At 52.1% G+C, this 17,185-nt stretch carries 11 protein-coding genes; 8 read left to right on the forward strand and 3 right to left on the reverse strand.

The features are described 5' to 3' along the window. Window positions 1-126: 126 nt before the first annotated feature. The 8 genes from EFA69_RS10260 (at window position 127) to EFA69_RS10295 (ending at window position 13,132) form a co-directional block, all read left to right on the forward strand. Window positions 127-1,413: a phospholipase D-like domain-containing protein gene (locus tag EFA69_RS10260; RefSeq protein WP_123132988.1), complete on the forward strand. Its 1,287-nt coding sequence runs from the start codon at window positions 127-129 to the stop codon at window positions 1,411-1,413. A gap of 95 nt (window positions 1,414-1,508) precedes the next feature. Beyond that, window positions 1,509-3,749: an alpha-N-acetylglucosaminidase gene (locus tag EFA69_RS10265; RefSeq protein ID WP_123132989.1), complete on the forward strand. Its 2,241-nt coding sequence runs from the start codon at window positions 1,509-1,511 to the stop codon at window positions 3,747-3,749. A gap of 159 nt (window positions 3,750-3,908) precedes the next feature. Further along, window positions 3,909-5,303, forward strand: a complete 1,395-nt coding sequence (locus tag EFA69_RS10270; protein ID WP_123132990.1) for a Gfo/Idh/MocA family protein — start codon at window positions 3,909-3,911, stop codon at window positions 5,301-5,303. A 194-nt stretch (window positions 5,304-5,497) separates the two neighbouring features. Continuing rightward, window positions 5,498-6,916, forward strand: coding sequence for a calcineurin-like phosphoesterase C-terminal domain-containing protein (locus EFA69_RS10275; RefSeq protein ID WP_123132991.1), 1,419 nt, complete (start codon window positions 5,498-5,500; stop codon window positions 6,914-6,916). A gap of 337 nt (window positions 6,917-7,253) precedes the next feature. Next, window positions 7,254-9,416 carry an alpha-galactosidase gene (locus EFA69_RS10280; protein WP_123133452.1) on the forward strand — a complete coding sequence of 721 codons (2,163 nt, stop codon included), beginning with the start codon at window positions 7,254-7,256 and terminating at the stop codon, window positions 9,414-9,416. Window positions 9,417-9,446: 30 nt separating this feature from the next. After that, window positions 9,447-10,355 carry a glycerophosphodiester phosphodiesterase family protein gene (locus EFA69_RS10285; protein WP_123132992.1) on the forward strand — a complete coding sequence of 303 codons (909 nt, stop codon included), beginning with the start codon at window positions 9,447-9,449 and terminating at the stop codon, window positions 10,353-10,355. Between the two features lie 93 nt (window positions 10,356-10,448). Continuing rightward, a complete protein-coding gene (locus EFA69_RS10290) occupies window positions 10,449-11,141 on the forward strand; it encodes a GDSL-type esterase/lipase family protein (RefSeq protein WP_123132993.1) in 693 nt (230 codons plus the stop codon). Window positions 11,142-11,458: 317 nt separating this feature from the next. Further along, window positions 11,459-13,132, forward strand: a complete 1,674-nt coding sequence (locus EFA69_RS10295) for a beta-N-acetylhexosaminidase (protein WP_123132994.1) — start codon at window positions 11,459-11,461, stop codon at window positions 13,130-13,132. 305 nt (window positions 13,133-13,437) lie between these two features. On the opposite strand, the gene sucD is transcribed toward EFA69_RS10295, so the two are convergent. From sucD to EFA69_RS10310, 3 genes are all read right to left on the reverse strand, one after another. Further along, window positions 13,438-14,328: a succinate--CoA ligase subunit alpha gene (gene sucD / locus EFA69_RS10300; RefSeq protein ID WP_123132995.1), complete on the reverse strand. Its 891-nt coding sequence runs from the start codon at window positions 14,326-14,328 to the stop codon at window positions 13,438-13,440. A 159-nt stretch (window positions 14,329-14,487) separates the two neighbouring features. Continuing rightward, window positions 14,488-15,768, reverse strand: a complete 1,281-nt coding sequence (locus tag EFA69_RS10305; protein WP_123132996.1) for an erythromycin esterase family protein — start codon at window positions 15,766-15,768, stop codon at window positions 14,488-14,490. 308 nt (window positions 15,769-16,076) lie between these two features. Further along, window positions 16,077-17,180: a TlpA family protein disulfide reductase gene (locus EFA69_RS10310; protein WP_123132997.1), complete on the reverse strand. Its 1,104-nt coding sequence runs from the start codon at window positions 17,178-17,180 to the stop codon at window positions 16,077-16,079. Between the last annotated feature and the right edge of the window lie 5 nt (window positions 17,181-17,185).

The following is a 17,185-nucleotide window of genomic DNA, read 5'->3' on the forward strand; positions in this document are numbered from 1 at the left end:
TTTTTCTATGGATTGTAAAGCATACTACCTTCTAATTTTACCGCATTAATATTACTCGCTATATCCGCAATACAGGTTTTCTTCAGCTCAAAATGAAGAAATGATGTCATCTTACTCTTTAAGCAAATGCAACTGGCACCAATCTCCTTCCCCCAGCAAAAAAAATTAAAGTCATCTGGAGTTACTTGCAGTTGGCTCCCTTTTGGTGTCTTGTACAAAAGTGTAAGCATCTTTTTTCTCTTTTTCATTCTTTCTGCCTGTAGTAAAGACGAAGATCCTGTTAAGATTGATCCTCCTACCAAGAAAGACCTTACAACCACCTACACCGCCCCGGTAAATGATCTTCTCTTCACCAATATTGACAAAGTTGGCGGCGGTGCAGCCTCTCCCATCATCATGGACCGGTTGGTCTCTATGATCAATGCCGCACCCCAGAACTCATCATTGCACCTATGTATTTTCGGGTTTACCCATGCGGGGGTTATTCAAGCCTTAAAAAAAGCCAGTGACCGCGGCGTGAACCTGCACCTCATGATAGACATGAGCCGGGAAGAAACCCAAGAGGAAAACCCTCCTACCATTGCTGAATTGAGAAGCTTCTTGAAGCCCAATTCAGAAGTAGTGGTCGTGACCAGTGATGCTGGCAACTCCTCCATTAACCACAACAAATTTGTGATTTTCTCTGAACTGAAGACTCAAGATGGCAAGGCAGAGAATGTCATTTTCCAAACCTCCCACAACTTTACTGAAGCCGATACCAAGAAGATCCAAGAAGCCACAGTTCTTACTAATAAAGGTTTATATAACGCTTATCTCAACTATTGGAATGATATGAAGGCCAAAGCGGCCAGCGGCATGAAAAACTTTGAGTATCGCGAGTTTGAAGACCTAAACGCGGGTATCAAAGCTTATTTCTTCCCCAAGAGAAAAGATGGCAAAAATTATGGCACAGATACTATAATAGATATCCTTAACCAAATCACGGAGCCTTCCACTGCACTTATCAGAGTAGGCATGTCTGACTGGAGTGCGGCTCGTACAAATGTGGTAAACAAACTGGAAACTTTGCTTGACCAAGGCGCCACAGTAGAGATAATAGCCAAAAGCAGTGCCGCACCAGAAATACAGTCCGCTTTGGAAAACCTTAAGAGAAAAGGCGCTTACGTCAAAATTTACAACATCAGCCTATCTAACCAGGTCAGAATTAACAACCATGCCAAGTTCATGCTCATCAAAGGCAAAGTAAATGGTGCACAAACTTCTCTTGTGCTAACAGGCACGCATAACTATACCGGCAACACGGTTTACTATAACAATGAAGTAATCCTCTTATTTAAAAACAACGTCGCCTTCTTTGATTCCTTTATGAGCTACTATAATGAGATGAAGAAACTCCCCGGTATCCAAAGGTAAAACTATTAGCTCCGGATTATTTTTAGCCCATTAGCCTCATACCCAAAAGTTTACTCAAATCCTTTCACCGCTTCACCTGATTAAAAAACGCTTTCATGAGATCCTCCCATAGAGTTTTAAGTTTTATCATCACCCTCTTCCTATGCGGCTGGCAAGCTTCAGCAGCGGGCACCTCGCCTACTGCATCGGATAAAGAAGTACAAACCAAAGCTACCCTCGCCCTCATCAAACGCGTGGTGCCCAAACATGCCAATCAGTTTGAAATTGCTTTTATTCCAAAAGAGGGCAATAATGATGTATTTGAAGTAGAGGGTAATAAAGGTAAAATCATCTTACGTGGCAACAATGGTATTTCTGTCGCAAGTGCCTTGAATCACTACTTGAAAACCTACATCAATTCTCATATCTCTTGGAACGGCTCAAACCTAAAGCTTCCTAAGAAACTACCGGCGGTAACGCAGAAAGAACGCAAGGTTACCCCTTACAAATACCGCTACTATCTCAATTACTGCACCTTCAACTACTCTATGAGCTGGTGGGATTGGGAGCGCTGGCAGTGGGAAATTGACTGGATGGCTATGAATGGCATCAATATGCCACTCGCAGTTACTGGGCAGAATTCCATCTGGGATAGAGTGTACAAAAAAATGGGCTTTACTGATAAAGACCTGTCTACTTTTTATAGTGGCCCAGCTTACTTTAATTGGTTCTGGATGGGGAACCTGGACGGCTGGGGCGGCCCTCTCCCGCAATCATTCATGAAACGCCATGAAGAGCTGCAAAAACAGATCCTGAAGCAAGAGCGTGACTTGGGTATGACTCCTATCCTGCCGGCTTTTACAGGTCACGTCCCCCCTGCTTTTAAAGACAAGTTCCCTAACGCTAAATTGAAGAAAACCCGCTGGCAAGGGTTTGAAGAGGTGTACATCCTTGATCCAGATGATCCTATGTTCACTACCGTAGGGAAAGAATTTCTTCAGGAAGAAATCAACACCTTCGGGACAGACCATTTTTACTCGGCAGATACCTTCAATGAAAATACGCCCCCTACCAATGATTCTACCTATCTGAATGACATCAGCAAAAAGGTGTACCAGTCTATGGCCGCCGTAGACCCTAAAGCCACCTGGATCATGCAAGGCTGGATGTTCTCCTACTCTGCCAAGTTCTGGCAACCTACCCAGATCCAAGCCTTGCTCAATGCTGTGCCAAATGATAAAATGATTGTGCTGGACCTATACAGCGAAAGTAAGCCGGTCTGGAACCGCACAGATGCTTATTATGGCAAACCCTGGATTTGGAACATGCTCCACAACTTCGGGGGCAACGTGAGCATGTACGGCCGCATGAACAGCGTAGCCAATGGTCCGGCCAACGCCTTGCAAGACCCTACTTCTGGGAGCATGGTGGGCATTGGCCTAACGCCTGAGGCCATTGAGCAAAACCCCGTTATGTATGAGCTTATGCTGGAGAACGTATGGCGCACCACACCTATTCAGCTAGACGCCTGGCTACCAAACTATGTACAGAGACGCTACGGCCAGAAAAACTCCAGTGCTGAAAAAGCTTGGGAGATTCTACGTACTACGGTATATGACGGGGCCATCAAATCGGGTGGGCCGGAATCTATCATAACCGGTAGACCCACCTTTAACAAGACCAACCGCTGGACCGATACCGAGAAAGCCTATCGTCCGGCAGATCTGATCCCGGCTTGGGAGGCGCTGCTTCACGCATCCAAAGACTTAAAAGACAGCGAAGGGTTCAAGTACGATCTGGTAGATGTAACCCGCCAGATTCTGGCGAACTACGCAGACACTCTTCAACAGCAGTTTGCCTTGGACTATAAAAACAAAGACGCCGCGGCCTTCCAGAAGCGTAGCCAACAGTTCCTGACGGTGATAGAGGACATGGATCGGCTGCTTGCCTCGCATCAGGACTTTTTGCTGGGTAAATGGTTGAACTCTGCCAAGGCCCTGGGTACCACAGACGCAGAGCAAAAACTCTATGAGCAAAATGCCCGCAACCTCATTACCCTCTGGGGTGATAAGAATAGCCGGCTGCATGATTATTCCTGCCGCCAGTGGTCAGGGATGTTAACAGGTTTCTACAGGCCACGCTGGAACCAATTCATTGAGGAGGTAAATGCGGCCATGGCGCAGGGCAAAAACTTCAGCCAGAAAGATTTTGATGCAAAGATAAAGGACTGGGAGTGGCAGTGGGTAAACAGCCATGAGTCATACCCAGACAAGCCAAAAGGAAATCCTCTTGAAGAAGCCAGAAAGCTTTACCAGAAATACCAGACGGTATTAAAAGGCCAGTACGCACGACTGTAGGAGTAATCTTAATAATAACTGGTAGATTCTCCTTCTGCAGATAAACCCACAACCTTGCGTTTAGGGGCTCTTTTTCCAAAAACAGCCCCTAAACGCAAAGCTGCTAACTTTTAAACAAATTACTTCCTTCATCTATCTCCCATTAACAAACTTAACCCCATGAACCGCCGCAAACTCCTCAAATCCCTGGGCCTGAGCATCGGCGCCGCCGTGATCAGCACGGAGGCCCTGGCCAAGCTGGCAGACAACAAGTACGCCTACTCCATCCCGCCCAACCCGGCGCACAAGCCGCTCAGCAAAGCCGTGACGGCCATCACCATAGGGGCGGGCAGCCGGGGCACGGTCTACGGGAACTACGCCGCCAAGTTCCCCGACCAGCTCGACATCATCGGGGTGGCCGAGCCCAACGCGTTCCGGAACGAGAAGTACGCCACCCAGCACAACATCGCCGCAGAGAACCGCTTCAAGACCTGGGAGGACGTGTTCAGCCGCCCCAAGTTCGCGGACGCGGTCATCATCTCCACCCCGGACAACCTGCACTACGCGCCCTGCATGAAGGCCCTGGCCATGGGCTACGACATCCTGCTGGAGAAACCCATCGCGCCCACCGAGAAGGAGTGCCGCGATATTCTCAAGCTGGCCAAGAAGAACAACCGCATCGTGGCCGTGTGCCACGTGCTGCGCTACGCCCCGTACTTCGTGAAGATGCGCGAGCTCATCCAGCAGGGCGCCATCGGGGACATCGTGAGCGTGCAGCACTTCGAGCCCATTGAGCACCTGCACATGGCCCACTCCTACGTGCGCGGCAACTGGCACAACTCCAAGGAGACCACCCCCATCATCCTGGCCAAGTCCTGCCACGACCTGGACATCCTCCGCTGGGTGGTGGGCAAGCCCAGCCAGCGCATCGCGGCCATGGGCGACCTGAAACTGTTCCGCAGGGAGAACGCCCCCGCCGGCAGCACCGCCCGCTGCACCGACGGCTGCAAGGTGGAGCGCGAGTGCCCGTACTCGGCCATCAAGCACTACTACGAGGGCCGCAAGCGCACCGCCGTGCTGGACCTGCCCGCCGACAAGGCCAAGCACCCCGAGGTGATCATGGAGAAGCTCAAAACCACCAACTACGGCCGCTGCGTGTACCGCATGGAGAACGACCAGCCCGACCACTACGTGGCCAGCATCCAGTTCGCCGACAGCGTGACGGCCAGCTTCTCCATGGAGGCCTTCACCTCCTACCACGGCCGCCGCACCCGCGTCATGGGCACCATGGGCGACATGGTGGGCGACATGACCGAGCTGGTGGTAAACGACTTCCGGACCCGCAAGGAGCTGAAGCTGGTGCCCAAGGCCGAGGACGTGGACGGCTACAAGAACAGCGGCCACGGCGGCGGAGACTGGCTCCTGGTGCGCGACTTCGTGCAGGCCGTGGGCCAGCAGAACCCCAAGCTGCTCACCTCCACCATCGACGAGTCCATCGAGGCGCACCTCATGGGCTTCATGGCCGAGGAGAGCCGCAAGAAAGGCAAGATCATGGACATCAGCATGAGCGTGTAAGGCAGCCGTTCCATTCACTTTCTGCCTGGTTTCCCTAGGTGGGGAGCTATTCAGGGAAAGCAATTCATACGTCAGAAACTTCCTCAGTAAGCTCAAATCAAATATTCTGTTTAGGGGCTGTTTTCAGAAAAACGGCTCCTAAACAGAAAACAAAAAATATATAGCAAAGAATATATTTCCCTCTTCACAACCTCATGAAAAGAAGAACCTTTCTCCAGAGCCTTGCTTTATTTTCGGGCGGTCTGGTCTTAGCTGGCCCCAGTGTCTTCGCCAGAAGCAAAAAGGCTGCGCAAACCCTCAGCGGCACCGTGAAAGCCAAAGGCAAGAAATTAGCCAAGGTGGTGGTATCAGACGGCTTCTCCGTGGTGCAAACCAACAAGCGTGGCCAGTTTGAACTGCCGGTGAATGATCGGGCCAAGTTTGTCTTTGTCTCCATTCCGGCAGGCTACGAGTTCCCGCAGGAGAAAGGATTGGCCCGCCATTACCAGCCCATCGGCAACGGCAAGAAAGACAAGTATGATTTTGAGCTGCAACCGCTGGGCAAAGACGATTCCAAGCACTCGTTCATTGTGTGGGCAGACCCGCAGGTGAAAGACGCCAAAGACGTAGCCCTCATGATGCAGGACTCCGTGCCCGATGCCCAGAAACTGGTGCAGAGCCTAGGCAAAGACGCGCTGGTGCACGGCATTGGCGTGGGCGATCTGGTGTGGGACAACCACAAACTCTTCCCAGACTACAGCAAAGCCGTGGGCGCCATTGGCGTTCCGTTCTTCCAGGCCCTGGGCAACCATGACATGGACTACCGCCTGGGCGGCGATGAAACCTCAGACGCCACCTTCCAGAAGATCTTCGGGCCTACGTACTACTCGTTCAACCGCGGCAAAGCCCATTACATTGTGCTGGATGATGTGCGGTATCTGGGCAAGGAGCGCGAGTATGACGGCCACCTCAATGAGCAGCAACTAGCTTGGATCAAGCAGGACCTGAGCTTCGTGCCCAAAGACCATCTGGTGATCATCAGCGCGCACATTCCCATCTCCAGTGCCGTGAAGAACCGGGAAGACCTGTTTGCGCTCCTGAAGGGCTATCAGGTGCATATCATGACCGGCCACACGCACACCAACTACAACATGCTGCGCGAAGGCGTGTATGAGCACGTGCACGGCACGGTGTGCGGCGCCTGGTGGTCTGGTTCTATCTGCACCGACGGTACACCCAACGGCTACGGCGTATACGAGGTCAACGGCAACCAATTGCAGTGGTACTACAAATCAACGGGCAAAGACAAATCGTACCAGATCAGCCTGGACATTGAGAAACTCACCGGCCAGAACCGCTTCATCGCCAACGTCTGGAACTGGGATCCTGCCTGGAAAGTGGAGTGGTACGCCGACGGCAAAGCCATGGGCGCGCTGCAAAACACCAAAGGCTATGACCCCGAGGCGGTGCGCACCATGAAAGGCGACAAACTGCCTGCCCGCCGCGCCTTCGCCGAACCCGCCAGAACCGAGCACCTCTTCATGAGCCACTTCGGGCCCGAGGTGAAACAGGTGAAAGTGGTGGCCACCGACCGCTTCGGGAATCAGTTTGAGGCGGTTTCGGCTTCAGCCTAATGTCTCCTGTTTAGGGGCTCTTTTTCTGAAAAGAGCCCCTAAACGCAACTGTTGAACCTTACGAAAGCAGGCGGACGCTTAGATCAGGAATGTGTAAAACCCACCCCTACCCCTCCGAGGAGGGGAGTTTTCTACTCCAGTAGTATCTCTGAAGTTTAAAATGATTGCATTCCCCTCCTGGGAGGCGTAGGGGTGGGTCCAACGGCTTTTCTCCTGTTTAGCGGCCGTTTTTCTGAAAACAGCCCCTAAACGGAACGAAACAACCAATAAGCTTGAGGTCCCTCTCGCGTAGGTCTGCCTCGCCCGTGGGCGAATAATTTCAATGTCTCACCCCAACATGAAGTATACATTAGTTCTCTTTGCGGTAGTCCTGTTCGCCTTCGGGCAGCCGGTACGGGCGCAGCAAAATACCAAGCAGATTCTGGTCCAGACCGACAAAGTCACGCTGGCGTTTACCGTGGGCAAAAACCAGAAACTGTACCAAAGCTATCTGGGTCCGAAACTCAGCAACGCCCAGGACAACGGCCAACTCTCCGGTACCAAGCACGAGGCGTACGCGCCTTCGGGCACCGATAATCTCTTTGAGCCTGCCATCCGGGTACTGCACAACGACGGGAATCCTTCGCTGGAGCTGAAATACGCGCAACATACCGCCCAGCAGCCCGAGGCCAACGTGACGCAGACCGCTATTCACCTGAAAGATCCCAAGTACCCCGTGGAGGTGATTCTGCACTTCAGCGCGTACCAGAAGGAAAACATCATCAAGGCCTGGACCGAGATCAAGCACCAAGAGAAGAAGCCGGTGGTGCTGGGCAACTTCGCCTCGGCGATGCTGCACTTTGACGCGCCCAACTACTGGCTCTCGCAGTTTCACGGCGATTGGGCCGGGGAGATGCAGTTGCAGGAGCACCAGCTTACCAGCGGCATCAAGGTCATTGACAGTAAACTGGGCACCCGCGCCCACAAGTTCCAGAGTCCTACGTTTCTGCTGTCTTTAGACAAACCAGCCGGTGAAAACCACGGCGAGGTCATTGCCGGTACGCTGGCATGGTCGGGGAATTTTCAATTTGCCTTTGAGCTGGATGAGCAGAACAGCCTGCGCGTGCTGGCGGGCATGAACCCCCACGCCTCAGAATATCACTTGCCCGCCAATAAACCCTTCGTGACGCCCGCCTTCATTTTCACTTACAGCCAGCAGGGCAAAGGCGAGGCCAGCCGGAGCTTCCACCGTTGGGCCCGCAACTATGGCATTCTGGACGGAAACAAACCGCGCCTCACGCTGCTCAACAACTGGGAAGCCACCTACTTTGATTTTGATCAGCAGAAACTGGTGGGGCTCTTTGACGGTGCCGCGCAACTGGGCGTGGATTTGTTTTTGCTGGACGATGGCTGGTTCGGGAATAAATACCCAAGAAACGCCGCCAACGCCGGTCTGGGCGACTGGCAGGAAAACAAAACCAAACTGCCCAGCGGCATTGGCTATCTGGTGGAGGAAGCCGAGAAGAAAGGCGTGAAATTTGGCATCTGGCTGGAACCCGAGATGGTGAACCCCAAAAGCGAACTCTACGAGAAGCACCCCGACTGGATTCTGAAACTGCCCAACCGCGACGAGCATTACCAGCGCAACCAGCTCATTCTGGACCTCACCAACCCCAAAGTGCAGGACTTCATCTTCAAACTGGTAGATGATCTGCTCACCAAAAATCCGCGGCTGGCCTATATCAAATGGGACTGCAACCGCACGTTCACCAACGCGTTTTCGCCCAACCTCAAGGTACAGTCGCATTTGCCCATTGACTACGTGAACAGCCTGTATAAGACGCTGGCCAGAATACGCCAGAAGCACCCGCATCTGCCCATCATGCTCTGCTCCGGCGGCGGCGGACGGGTAGACTACGGTGCCCTCCCCTACTTCACGGAGTTCTGGCCCAGCGACAACACTGATGGTCTGGAGCGCATCTTCATCCAGTGGGGCTATTCGCAGTTCTTCCCGGCGGTGGCTATGTCGGGGCACGTGACCAGCTGGGGCAAGCAGACTGTGAAGTTCCGGACCGATGTGGCCATGATGGGCAAACTGGGCTATGACATTCAGGTGAGCGAGTTCAGTGAGCAAGAGCTGCAGTTCAGCAAGCAGGCCGTGGCCAATTACAAGCGGCTAAGTGACGTGATCTGGTTTGGCGACCAGTACCGCTTGGTGTCGCCGTACGAGGAGAAGCGCGCCGTGCTCCTATACGTGAACGAGGCGCAGAGCAAAGCCGTGCTGTTCTCCTATAACCTGCAAACCCGCCACCGCGACCGCTTTACGCCGGTTCGGCTGCAAGGCCTCAATCCGCAGAAGCAGTACCTGGTGCAGGAAACCAACCTTATGCCTGAGACCAAATCCGCGTACGCGGCCAACGGCAAAACCTATTCCGGCGACTACCTCATGAAAGTGGGCATTGCCGTGTCGCCTACCACCGCGCTCACCAGCGCCGTGTTTGAAATCACCGAGAAACCTTAACCCTAATAACAGCCTATCACCCAAAGTACTATGAACAAAACCATTTCTGCCCTTTTACTTTCCACAGTCTTGTTTGCGGGTTGCAAAAGCTCCCAGCAAAGCAGCTCTAAGTTGCCGGATTTACCTAAATATGACACCCAGGGCCATCGAGGTGGCCGTGGCCTCATGCCCGAAAACTCCATTCCGGCCATGCGCAAAGCCATTGACTTGGGCGTGACTACCCTGGAAATGGACTGCCACATCACCAAAGACGGCCAGGTGGTGGTGACGCATGACCCGCACATCAATTACCTGTACGCCCGCACCCCAGAAGGCAAAGACATTCCCAAAGCCGATGCCAAGAAATACGCCATTTACCAGATGCCGTATGACCAGGTGCGCACGTTTGAGATGGGTACCAAAGAGTACAAGGCGTTTCCGCAGCAGACCAAGGTGAAAACCTACATTCCGTTGCTTTCTGAATTGGTTGACTCGGCGCAGGCGTACCTCAAAGCCACCGGCAAACCGCAGGTGTTCTACAACATTGAGGTGAAAGCCAAAGCCACCGGCGACAATGAACTGCACCCCGCCCCAGAACAGTTTGTGACCGCCATGATGACGGTTTTGGAAGCCAAAGGCATTGTTCCGTATCTCACCATCCAGTCGTTTGACCTGCGTGCCCTGAAGGTGCTGCACAAGAAATACCCGCACGTGCGCAGCTCTTTCCTGGTGGACAACAAGAAGACGTTGGAGGAAAACCTGCAGGAACTCGGTTTCAAGCCCACGGTGTACAGCCCCAACTACAAACTGGTCACGGCAGAACTGGTGAAGAAGTGCCACAACCGCGGCATCAAAGTCATTCCCTGGACGGTGAACACCAAAGACGAGATAGAGTATGTCAAAGGCCTGGGCGTAGATGGCATCATTTCTGATTACCCCAACCTGTTTTCGCAGAAATAAATGGCTTGGTCTGTTTAGGGGCTCTTTTTCTGAAATCAGCCCCTAAACAGACGGCTTTGTTTTCATTATCATCGCAATCAAACTAACCTCATCATGAAACTGAAATTCGCTTTTGCGGCCGCCCTTTGTGCTTTGTTCGCGGGCTATCAGGCGCAGGCCCAAACCCAGCCCGCCAAGTATGACAGCACCTACCGGCCCGCGGCGTATGAACTGAAAGTAGCCCAGTTCAAGTCGTACCCCAACTCTTCCAATGACATTATTTTCCTGGGCAACAGCCTCACCGCCAACACTGACTGGGCCGAGCTCCTGGGCATGCCCAACGTGAAAAACCGCGGCATCTCCGGCGACATCACCTACGGCGTACTGGAGCGTCTGGACGAGGTCATTGAAGGCAAACCGGCCAAAGTGTTCATCCTGATCGGGATCAATGACATTTCGCGCAACATCCCAGACCAGTTGATTGTGGCCAACTACCAGAAGATGATCTCACGCATCAAGGCGGGTTCGCCTAAGACCAAAATTTACTTCCAAACCCTGCTGCCCACCAATGAGGCTTTTGACAAGTTCAAGAACCACTACCACAAAGAAGAGCACATTCTGTGGGTGAACAACGCCCTCAAAGAGCTGGCCAAAAAAGAGAAAATCGAGTTGATTGACCTGTACCCCAACTTTCTGGACACCAACAAGAAGCTGGTGAAAGAATACACCCATGACGGCCTGCACCTCACCGTGGCCGGTTACCAGAAATGGGTAGAAGTCCTGAAGAAAGGGAATTACCTGAAATAAGCGTTCCCCTTATTTCCTGTTTAGGGGCTGTTTTTAGAAAAATAGCCCCTAAATAGGGTCCTTTTGGGCGGCCCTTCCGCGTCACGTCAATGAGTAGAAACTATCCGCAGTGAATTCAAGAAGTTTGAGTTGCCGATAGAAAAATGGCGCGAAAAAAGCTCTCCTGTTTCCTCTCTGGCTTAGGAACAGGAGAGCTTTTTCATTTTTAGAATAAGGCGCTTAATCTTACTATAATTTATTAAGTTAGCCCAACCACATGGTAAAGCACAGAAGACCTGTGTGTTTCCTCTCTCCCAAACTCCTTACCTCACCAACCTATGCGCAAACGTCTCCCCTTTCAACTCCTGTTTTTGCTGGCAGGAGCCTTCTTCCTCCACCTGACCGTGCAGGCGCAGGATGCCAGCCGCTACGCCATCATCCCTAAGCCTGTAAAACTCACACCTGCCAAAGGTGAATTCACCCTTACTTCCAAAACTAAGCTGATCTTGGGCAGCTCCGTGCCTGAGCTTAAAACCGCCACTGATTTTTTGGTGAACCTGGTGGAGAGCTCCGCCGGCTACAAGATGGAATACGGCACCCAGGCTAAGAAAAACACCATCGCCTTTACCTTAGATAACACCATCTCAAACGAGGAAGGGTACCGGCTGGAAGTGACAACGAAGAAAATCACGGTGGCCGCTAAAACCCCTAAAGGCGCTTTTCTGGCCATCCAGACGCTGCGCCAGCTCCTGCCAACCACCATTGAAACCAAAAACTCCGGCCAAAAGAGCTTTAAGATACCGGCCGTCAGTATTGAAGATGCGCCCCGCTTCGCCTACCGCGGCATGATGCTGGACGTAGCCCGCCACTTTCAGCCCATTGATTTCGTGAAGAAATACATAGACCTGCTGGCCTTCTACAAGATCAACACGTTCCACTTTCACCTCACCGAGGATCAGGGCTGGCGCATTGAGATCAAGAAATACCCCAAATTACAGGAGATAGCCGCTTGGCGCAATGAAACCAAAGTAGGTCACCGCCGCGAAACCGAAAAAGGCTATGACGGCAAACGCCACGGCGGTTACTACACCCAGGAAGAGCTGAAAGACCTGGTGAAATACGCCCAGAACCGGTTCATTACCGTGATTCCCGAGATTGAGATGCCGGGCCATTCCATGGCCGCGCTGGCCGCTTACCCAGAGTTGGGCTGCAAAGACACCACCTATCAGGTAGCCGGTACCTGGGGAGTTTTCAAAGACATTTACTGCCCCAATGAAGTCACCTTCAAATTTCTGGAAGACGTGCTCACCGAGGTGATGGCCATTTTTCCCAGCAAGTACATCCACATTGGCGGCGATGAAGCCCCTAAAGACGTCTGGAAACAATCTGCGCGCGCGCAGGAAGTGATGCAGCGGGAAGGCCTGAAAGACGAGCACGAGTTGCAGAGTTACTTCATCCAGCGCATGGAGAAATTCCTTAACGCCAAAGGCCGCGCCATCATTGGCTGGGACGAGATTCTGGAGGGCGGCCTGGCTCCTAATGCCACCGTTATGTCCTGGCGCGGCGAAAAAGGCGGAATTGCCGCCGCCAAACAACGCCACGACGTGATCATGACGCCCAACAGCCACCTGTACTTTGACCACTACCAAACCAAACAGGGCATCAAGAATGAGCCGCTGGCCATTGGCGGTTTCCTGCCCCTGGACAAAGTGTATTCCTACAACCCCGTGCCCAAGAGCCTCACCCCTGAAGAAGCTAAACACGTGCTGGGTGTACAGGCCAATCTCTGGTCTGAGTACATCCCCACCAAAGAGCACGCAGAGCACATGGCCTTCCCGCGCGCCTGCGCCTTAGCCGAGGTAGCCTGGACTCCGGTGGAAAGCAAAGATTACACAGATTTCATCTCCCGTCTGGAGCAGAACCTCAAACGCCTGGACAACCTGAAGGTGAATTATTCCACCTACTTCCGGGAGCAGCCTGCCCCCGCCCTCACTACCGCGGGCGGCATGTAACCCTATAGAAAGTAAGCAGACGCAAAAGAACCGGGCCGATTGTCCTGCCCAGCCGCTCTGATTATTTTACTACCTGTTTATTCCTGCCCGCTTGCGTTTAGGGGCCGTTTTTCTAAAAACGGCCCCTAAACGCAAGCGGGCTTTTCAGTTGTATCGGCCAGCAACTAGGAAAGCGGCCGCAGATACCCCAGCATTGTTGCCGTTTCCTGCCCCAAGGCAAACAAATGGTCACTACCTGAAAGTTAACCCAAACAAAAAGGCTGCCCCTGTTGGAGCAGCCTTTCCTTATTTCAAAAAGAAGAAGCTTATGCGCTGGCAGCCTCGCCTCTCAATACTCTTACCATGGTCTCGCCAATCTCGGCGGGAGAATCTACTACGTGGATGCCGTTTTCGCGCATGATGCGCATTTTAGCGGCCGCTGTGTCATCGGCACCGCCAATGATGGCACCCGCGTGACCCATCCTACGACCAGCCGGAGCAGTCTGCCCCGCGATGAAACCAACCACTGGCTTTTTGTTACCGGTGGAACGGATGTATTCGGCGGCTACGGCTTCGTAGTTACCGCCAATTTCGCCAATCATCACAATGGCATCGGTCTCCGGGTCTTCCATCAACAGCTCCACTGCGTTTTTAGTTGGCGTTCCGATGATCGGGTCACCGCCAATCCCGATGGCGGTAGAGATACCCAAACCGGCTTTCACAATCTGGTCGGCGGCCTCATAGGTCAAAGTACCAGACTTAGAAACGATCCCGATTCTACCTGGCTTGAACACGAAACCGGGCATGATGCCTACTTTCGCCTCGCCGGGCGTGATCACGCCTGGGCAGTTCGGCCCGATCAGGGTCACGTTTTTGTTTTTGATGTAGTTTTTGGCGGCAACCATGTCTTTCACCGGAATACCCTCGGTGATGGCCACAATCACTTCAATACCGGCATCGGCGGCTTCCATGATGGCATCGGCGGCAAACGCCGGCGGCACGAAGATGATAGACACATTGGCACCGGCTTTCTCCACGGCCTCGGCCACGGTGTTGAACACCGGACGGTCTAAGTGGGTAGAACCCCCTTTGCCTGGCGTTACGCCCCCTACCACATTGGTACCATATTCAATCATTTGCTGTGCGTGGAAAGAACCCTCTGAGCCGGTGAAGCCCTGCACAATCACTTTGGAATCTTTATTTACTAAAACACTCATGTGTAGTGGATTATGTGAAAGATGTACGCTCTAGTTAAAACTGTACGCAAAAATAGGCTTTTTTGTCGCGCATCCAAACCAAGAATAGGCTTAAAGTCATTGCCCGGCCAGCCTTGCCCCAGCCCATATAGGCAAAACCAAAATTACCCACAGCTCTGTTTACTTCTTACCTGGTGCAGTTCTGAGGGCCTGCCTCTCAAATATCTTTCTGGTGTAAAACAGGCCGTCCATTACCTTCGGGAGGTTCATTCCCAGTTCTCTGTACCCAAAGGGGCGGGCAATCAACTGCGCCTGCATCCAATCTGGCAGGTCTTGGCGGTTCAGGTCCAGAAACAGGAAAGGCTGCTGGGTTTGCCCCAAGGCGTACTCAATGCTGTTTTTCTTGTGCTTTTTCACCTTGATCAAGGGAAAGAACAACAGTTTGCCTATTTTGCCTTCATAGCCTGTAAACCCTATGTTGTAGTAGCGGTCTGCGTAGGTATTTTTCAAATAGTCTCCCAGTCTTAGGTTTCGCCGGTAGAACTCACTGTCAATATTTTCGCCACCGTACGTAAGGTGGGAGGAGGCTGCCCATACTATGGTTTTGTGGCTCTTGTACAGCTCTCCCTGCAGAAAGTTCAGGTTTTGGGCCATTTGCCTGTCTCGCTCCTGACCGGAAGAGAATTTTCTGGTCACCTCCACCAGGGCATTGCGGCAAAACTGCTGCCAGAAGAGATCCTGTGGGGAGCCCGTTCCCTGTGACACTCTGGTTGTTATTTCCTGCAAGATCCCTGAAAAGGCTTTATGCAGGAGCAATGTATCTTGCGTACTTAGCTTTGTATGGTAATCTGAGATTTTTATGGCCTTACGCAAAGACACATCGAACTTTACCCATTGCAGGGAGTCCTTTAACGCTTCGGCCTGTATGCTTTCCAGATATTCCTGAAAATCATGGGACAGGCTTTCTGCGGAGTTAACGCCTGAGAATTTACAGTCTATCCCGGCCATGAGTAACGGGTGGTCTGTGTTCTTCTGCCGGTCAATGTACCTGAAGAGCTCCTCTGTCTCAGCCGATATCCAGAAGGGGTAGATGGCTTTGCGGGCGGCATCCAGGGCTGGTTTCCCGTTTTGTGTCTCCTGCCAGGCTTTATAGCAGTCATAGAACCCGCCTTCAAAGGCAATGACACTATACCCCAGCTCCTGGTGCAGAAACTTGATTAGCCTAGTTTTTGCCTGGAAGGTGCTGCCGTCATAATGGGTTTGCTCTCCCAAGCCTATGATTTCAGTATCTTTCAATATGCTTTTCAGGGGAAGCAAATCTGTAAAGTCCTCATTGGACGGCTCCATGTCCTGGATCAGTATCCCAGTCTTCTGGATATAAGCTACCCTTTTATCTGTGTCTTGGGCCATTGATGGGAACCACCCACCCATCAACATCAGGAGCAGCAGTTGTTTTAGCATAGTTTTGTTCTTTTATCTTCCTCTGATGTAGCTTTCGCCCCAAGGGTATCGCTCTGGAATGGGAAACGTTCTCGTTGGCATACTGACTTTATGCCTCTTGCACTGAAGCTAGGCATCAGCTGGCGCTCCGCATACAGTACGTAGCCTCACTCTTTATCCCCCCTTCCTCTTCTGATAGCCTTTTGTTGTTTGTGCCCGCCTGCGGCCCCTTTCCTTCCTCCTCTACCTATAGGCTCGGCTCCGGGCGTAGCAGATTTGACATTCGCCTCATGTATTCTATCCCCTTACAAGCTACGGCAGCACCCGCTTTACTTACTACTCTTCAGGTTGGCCTCCAGAAAAGCCTCTAACTCCGGCAGGGTAAGGTCTCTTTTTACTATTTCCCCCCTCTCATTGAGCAGGAATGTGGAGGGGAAACTACGGATGAGAAGTTTAATGGATTCTACGGCGTTCTCGTCTAAGTACTGTGCCCAAGGCAGCCCGTACTCTTGGATTCTTTTGGGCCACAGAGACAGATCCTTGGTTCGGTCTGTGGACACGCTTATTATTTCAAAGCCTTTGGGATGGTAGGTTGAGTAGAGCCTCTTCAGGGTAGGGAAGGCGTCAAGGCAGGGTTTGCAACGGCTGAACCAAAAGTCCACCAGGGTGTATTTTGCCTTAGGAAGGACGAGACGTTGGTTGGTAAGCTGCTCTGTCTGTACAGGGAATTGCGGAAACTTTCCATTCTCCTTAATGCCTATTGCCCGCAGGTCATTCTCCAGCAAAAGCCATGGTTTCTCTTTCTTGATTTTATCAGAGAAGCGCAGCAGCGTCTTTGCTCTAAGGTTGGAATGACCAAATAGACTAAACCTCTCAATCAATCCCCAGAGAGCCACATAAGAGTCTGGATACTTGCTTACGTACTCGTACAACAAGGTGTCATATGCCGTTGCCTTATCCATTATCAATGCGTCTAGGCTGGCCTCTTTACAATTAAATGCTTCTGCCTTATGCATGAACGGAATGTACCTTGTGCGGAACTCCTCTGAAGTTTGGCCGTTCACGTACCCGCACTCATTCATCATAGTATCTACACGCATGACCGTGGTGGTTTGGTCAATGAAGTAGCGTCCGTGCCGCCAGACTAACATACCCCTGTCGCTGGCGAACACGGTCATGTACATCTTGGGGTAGGGCAACTCAGTTTTCAGCAGGAACTTACCATTCTCAATTTTTGCTGCCGCAAAGGAATTTTCAAAATATTTGGCATCTATCTCTGCCCTATGCAACAGGATAGAATCTTCTCCAGTTGATTTTCCGGCCACCTCACCCTGGATAGAAACTCTTGCCGGGGTTTGTGCCCAAGCGCGGTGGAAGACGATACTCAGCAGAGCCACTTGGGCAAATACTAGCAGGAATGCTTTAAATTTCATGTGGG

It is taken from the genome of Rufibacter immobilis, assembly GCF_003721565.1.
Taxonomy (GTDB): domain Bacteria; phylum Bacteroidota; class Bacteroidia; order Cytophagales; family Hymenobacteraceae; genus Nibribacter; species Nibribacter immobilis.